Source organism: Streptomyces sp. WELS2, from assembly GCF_013870595.1.
Classification (GTDB): Bacteria; Actinomycetota; Actinomycetes; order Streptomycetales; family Streptomycetaceae; genus Streptomyces.
Window position 1 is genome coordinate 1 of record NZ_JACBWZ010000508.1, and the last position, 4,615, is coordinate 4,615.

The 4,615-nt window shown below is 74.6% G+C and carries 3 protein-coding genes; all 3 read right to left on the reverse strand.

Annotation, left to right across the window (positions count from 1 at the left end):
- Positions 1 to 1,477, reverse strand: a 1,477-nt coding sequence (locus H5J33_RS24360) for an NAD-dependent malic enzyme (protein WP_181797021.1), incomplete at its 3' end; no start/stop codon positions are given.
- Between the two features lie 68 nt (positions 1,478 to 1,545).
- The gene (locus H5J33_RS24365; RefSeq protein ID WP_181797022.1) at positions 1,546 to 2,505 is read right to left on the reverse strand and encodes a DMT family transporter; all 960 of its coding nucleotides are present in this window, start codon (positions 2,503 to 2,505) and stop codon (positions 1,546 to 1,548) included.
- Positions 2,506 to 2,659: 154 nt separating this feature from the next.
- The coding region (locus tag H5J33_RS24370) for an FAD-linked oxidase C-terminal domain-containing protein (protein WP_181797023.1) at positions 2,660 to 4,615 on the reverse strand (1,956 nt) is incomplete at its 5' end.

The following is a 4,615-nucleotide window of genomic DNA, read 5'->3' on the forward strand; positions in this document are numbered from 1 at the left end:
CAACCGCCATCCCCGCGTCGGCCGCCGCGCGCAGCATGCGGTCGGTGACCCGCGAGGCGCGGGCGACGATCGTGCCGAGTCCGAGACCGGGGAAGACCAGCGCGTTGTTGGCCTGGCCGATCTCGTACGTCGTACCGTCCCGCTCCACCGGGGCGAACGGGCTGCCGGTGGCCACCAGCGCCCTGCCGTCGGTCCAGTCGAGCAGGTCGGCGGGGGTGGCCTCGGCCAGGTCGGTCGGGTTGGACATGGGCAGGATGATCGGACGCCCGGTGTGCCGGGCCATCTCGCGGACGATGTCCTCGCGGAACGCGCCGCCCTGGCCGGAGGTGCCGATGAGGATGGTCGGGCGGACCCGGCGGACGACTTCCGCCAGCGGGATGCCGGGCAGGCCCTCGTCCCGGGACCAGTCGCCGGTCTCGGCGGCGGGCCGGGCGTACGGCCTCTGGACGTCGCTGAGCCGATCACCCTGGTCGTCGGTGAGCAGGCCGTACCGGTCGACGCACCAGAACCGGGCGAGCGCCTCGGCCTCGGACAGGCCCTCGGCGATCAGGGCGTCCCGCAGCTGGTCGGCGACGCCGATGCCGGCGGTGCCCGCACCGAAGACGACGATCCGGTGCTCGGTCAGGGGCACGCCGGCCGCGCGCACCCCGGACAGGACGGCGGCGAGGTTGACGGCGCCGGTGCCCTGGATGTCGTCGTTGAAGGTGCAGACCCGGTCGCGGTAGCGGTCGAGGATGCGGCGGGCGTTGGCGGTGCCGAAGTCCTCCCAGTGCAGCAGGGCGCCGGGGAAGAGCCGGGTCGCGGTGGTGACGTAGGCGTCGATGAAGGTGTCGTAGGTGTCGCGGCCGACGCGGGGATGGCGGTTGCCGAGGTAGAGCGCGTTGTCGAGCAGTTCCTTGCGGTTGGTGCCGACGTCGAGCATGACCGGCAGGGTGCGGCGCGGGTCGATGCCGGCGGCGGCGGTGTAGACGGCGAGCTTGCCGACCGCGATGTCGATGCCGCCGACGCCCCAGTCCCCGATGCCGAGGATGCCCTCGCCGTCGGTGGCCACGATCAGGTCCACGTCGTCGGCGCCGAGGCCGCTCGCGCGCAGTGAGCGTTCGATGTCGCCGGGGGCGTCCACGGAGAGGTAGACGCCGCGCGGGCGGCGGTACTCGGTGCTGTAGCGGCGGATCGCCGTGCCCACGGTGGGGGTGTAGACGATGGGCAGCATCTCTTCGAGGTGGTCGCCGACCAGCCGGTAGAACAGCACCTCGTTACGGTCGTGCAGCGCGGTCAGGTTCACGCTCTTGGCCAGGTCGTCCGGCTGGTCCCGGAACTGGCCGTAGGCGCGCTCGGCCTGCTGGTCCTGGGTGAGCACGCGGGGCGGGATCAGCCCGACCAGGTCCAGGGCCCGGCGCTCCGCCTGCGTGAACGCCGTGCCGCGGTTGATCCGGGGATCGCCGAGCACGGCGCGCCCACGGGCGGTGACCTTCATGAGCCCACCTTCGCACAGGGTGGACTCCGGTGCGCAGCCGAACGACTACGGGGTGTGGCGGCCGGAAGCTACTGGCCTTCGATGGGCAGAGTGGCCTTGCCCCGGCCCATCTGCGTGCGGACGGCGCCGATGCTCGCGGCGATGACGAGGGCGATGGCGGCCGCCTCGGCGGGACTGAGGGACTGGCCCAGGATGAGGAAGCCGGCCGTGGCGGCGATGGCGGGTTCCAGGCTCATCAGGATGGCGAAGGTGGAGGCCGGCAGGCGGCGCAGCGCCAGGAGTTCGAGGGTGTAGGGCAGGACCGAGGAGAGCAGGGCCACCGCCGAGCCGAGGGCGATGGTGGTGGGGTTCAGCAGGCGGGTGCCGGCCTCGGCGATGCCGAGGGGGAGGAAGAGCAGGGCGGCCACGGCCATGGCCAGGGCGAGGCCGTCGGCCTGGGGGAAGCGGCGGCCGGTGCGGGCGCTGAAGACGATGTAGGCCGCCCACATGGCGCCGGCGCCCAGGGCGAAGGCGACACCCACGGGGTCGAGATCGCCGAAACCTCCGCCGCCGAGCAGGAACACGCCCGCGAGCGCGAGGCCGGCCCAGAGCGCGTTGAGCGCGCGGCGGGAGGCCAGGACGGACAGGGCCAGCGGGCCGAGGACTTCGAGGGTGACCGCCGGGCCCAGCGGGATACGGTCGACCGCCTCGTAGAACAGGCCGTTCATCGCGCCCATCGTGATGCCGAAGACGATCACCGTGCCCCAGTCGGCGCGCGAGTGGCCGCGCAGCCGGGGGCGGCAGACCAGGAGGAGGACCACCGCCGCCGCGACCAGGCGCAGGGTCACCACGCCCAGCGCGCCCGCCCGGGGCATCAGGGTGACCGCCAGCGCGCCGCCGAACTGCACCGAGATCCCGCCGGCCAGCACCAGCCCGACCGGTCCGAGGGAGGTGAACCGGCCGGGGGTGCGCGGAGCGGACGCCCCCGGTGACGGGGAGGACGCCGGTGACGACGAGTTCGCGGCGCTGGGGGTGTTGACGGTGCTCACGGCGGTCCCGGGGCTGGATCGGTCAGATCATGTACATCTCCATGTACTACCGAGTCCAGGGTAATAGACTCCGTCAGGAGTGTGAACCCTTTATGGAACTGACCTGGAGGGCGGGATACGCCGCTCGGCTCGCCGGACGGCGGGACGGCCCCGTTCACCGGCTGCCGTCCGGCCTGTCCGGGGTGCCCGGCCGGTCCGGGGTGCCCGGCCGGTCCAGGGCCTCCGCCAGCACCTCCGCCAGGTGGCGGCCGCGGACGCCGGCGAGCTGGTCCAGCTGGGTGCGGCAGGAGAAGCCGTCGGCCAGGATCACCGTGTCCCCGGGCGCCTGCCGTACCGACGGCAGGAGCCGGTCCTCCGCGCAGGCCCGGGAGACCTCGAAGTGGCCTTTCTCGAAGCCGAAGTTGCCCGCCAGGCCGCAGCAGCCGCCGCTCAGTTCGCCGGTGAGGCCCGCGGCGGCGCGCAGCCGGCGGTCCGGGGTGTCGCCGAGCACCGCGTGCTGGTGGCAGTGGGTCTGGCCGGCCACCGGACGGCCGACGGCGGGCGGGGTCCAGTGCGGTGCGTGCCGCTCCAGGGCCTCGGCGAAGCTGAGCACCGCGGCGGACAGCCGGGCGGCCCGCGGGTCGTCGGGCAGGAGTTCCGGGAGGTCGGTGCGCAGGGCGGCGGCGCAGCTCGGTTCCAGGACGACGACCGGCACCCCTGCCCGCAGCACCGGTTCCATCAGGTCCAGGGTGCGGCGCAGCACCGTACGGGCGCGGTCCAGCTGCCCCGTGGAGACGTAGGTCAGGCCGCAGCAGACCCGGGCCCGGCGGGCGGTGAGCAGCGCGGCGGCAGACCGGGTCCTGCCGTCGCCGATCGCCCCCTTGCGCGGCAGCAGCGCCGGCGGGAGCGCCACCCGCAGTCCGGCCGCCTCCAGCACACGGACGGCGGCCTGCCCGACGGACGGTGCGAGGTGCTCGGTGAAGGTGTCGGGCCAGAGGACGACGAGGTCGCCGGGGGCGGGAGTGGGCGTCCCGGCCGGCAGGCCTCCCACGCCCGGCGCCGACGGCTTCCGCCTGCGCCACCAGCCGGTGAAGGTCCGGGGTGCCAGACGGGGGATGTCCCGTTCCGGGGCTATTCCGGCCAGGTGTTTGCCGAGGCCGGCCAGGGGGCGGATGGCCGCGAGGGTGTTGAGCAGCGGGGCCAGGCGTGCGCGGGACGCCCAGCGGAGCCATTCCGGCAGGCGGCCCATGCTGTGGTGGGCGGCCGGGCGGCGGCGGCCGGCGTAGTGGTGGTGCAGGAACTCGGCCTTGTACGTGGCCATGTCCACGCCGACGGGGCAGTCGGAGCGGCACCCCTTGCAGGACAGGCACAGATCGAGGGCGCCCAGGACCTCTCGGGACTGCCAGCCGTCGGTGACCAGGTCGCCCGCGAGCATCTCGTGCAGCAGCCGGGCCCGCCCCCGGGTGGAGTGCTCCTCCTCGCCGGTCGCCCGGAAGGAGGGGCACATCACGGCCGGGCCGGAGACGGTCGTCGTACGGCACTTGGCCACGCCGACGCAGCGGCGGACGGCCGCGCGGAAGTCGCCGCCGTCGGCCGGGTAGGCGAAGGCCACGTCGACCGGCCGGCGGGGCAGCGCCGAGAAGCGCAGGTTCTCGTCCAGCCGGGCCGGGCGGACCAGTATGCCGGGGTTGAGGAGGCCGTCCGGGTCCCACACCGCCTTGGCCCGCTCGAACAGCGCGACCATGTCGGCGCCGTACATCCGGGGCAGCAGCTCCGCGCGGGCCTGGCCGTCGCCGTGCTCCCCGGACAGGGAGCCGCCGTGGGCCACCACCAGGTCGGCCAGTTCCCCGGAGAAGCGGCGGAAGCGGCCGACGCCCGCCTCGGTGAGCAGGTCGAAGTCGATACGGACGTGGATGCAGCCGTCGCCGAAGTGGCCGTACGGCGTGCCGCGCAGTCCGTGGGCGGCCAGCAGCGCCCGGAACTCGCGGAGGTAACCGCCGAGGCGGGCGGGCGGGACCGCGCAGTCCTCCCAGCCGGGCCAGGCCTCGGAGCCGTCGGGCATCCGGGTGGCGGTGCCGGCCGCGTCCTCGCGGATGCGCCACAGACTCCGCTGGGCGGCCGGGTCGGTCAC